At 32.8% G+C, this 577-nt stretch carries 2 protein-coding genes; both read left to right on the top strand.

Translation table 11 applies throughout. From position 1 onward, the window contains the following. A partial coding sequence (locus tag AC1DWA_RS33115; protein WP_477917679.1) for an ATP-binding protein occupies positions 1-369 on the top strand: 369 nt, incomplete at its 5' end. 21 nt (positions 370-390) lie between these two features. Then, positions 391-577, top strand: a 187-nt coding sequence (locus AC1DWA_RS33110; protein ID WP_477917677.1) for a helix-turn-helix domain-containing protein, incomplete at its 3' end; no start/stop codon positions are given.

The following is a 577-nucleotide window of genomic DNA, read 5'->3' as shown; positions in this document are numbered from 1 at the left end:
GTTTTATATGGTGACCCAGCTCTTTTAAAAGAAGTAATCAACAATATTTTAAATAATGCTATGGAAGCAATCACTACCCCAAAAGGTTTAATTCATATTCAAATGCTTAAGATGAAAAATGGTGGAATTAGTATTGAGATTACTGACAATGGATTTGGGATATCTCAACAAGAATTAACTCGCATTATGGAACCCTATTATTCTACAAAGAAAAATACCAAAAATCATGGATTAGGACTTAGCTTTTGTTATAACACAATCAGAGCGCACGATGGTGAACTTTCGGTACATAGTGAAGTAGGCCAAGGAACCTCAATGATTATTAAACTTCCTAAATCCAGAGTAATTTCTACAAAACTTGGCTCGTAACTCAATGGGGGGTAAGTTCACATGGAAGACGAAAATATAAAAGTGGTTCTAGTAGAAGATGATCCTTTTTGGCAAGAAAATATCTCTACATACATTGAAAAAGAGGCAAATGACATTGAGGTAATATCAATTGTTGATTCTAAAGAGAAAGTTCTAGAGGTAGTAGAAAAAGAAAGACAGATTGATGTTGTTCTTATGGATATTAATT

This window comes from Rhodococcus sp. P4_F3_2, assembly GCF_056401335.1.
The sequence above is the reverse complement of the archived record's forward strand: the minus strand, read 5'-3'. Positions and strand labels throughout refer to the sequence as shown.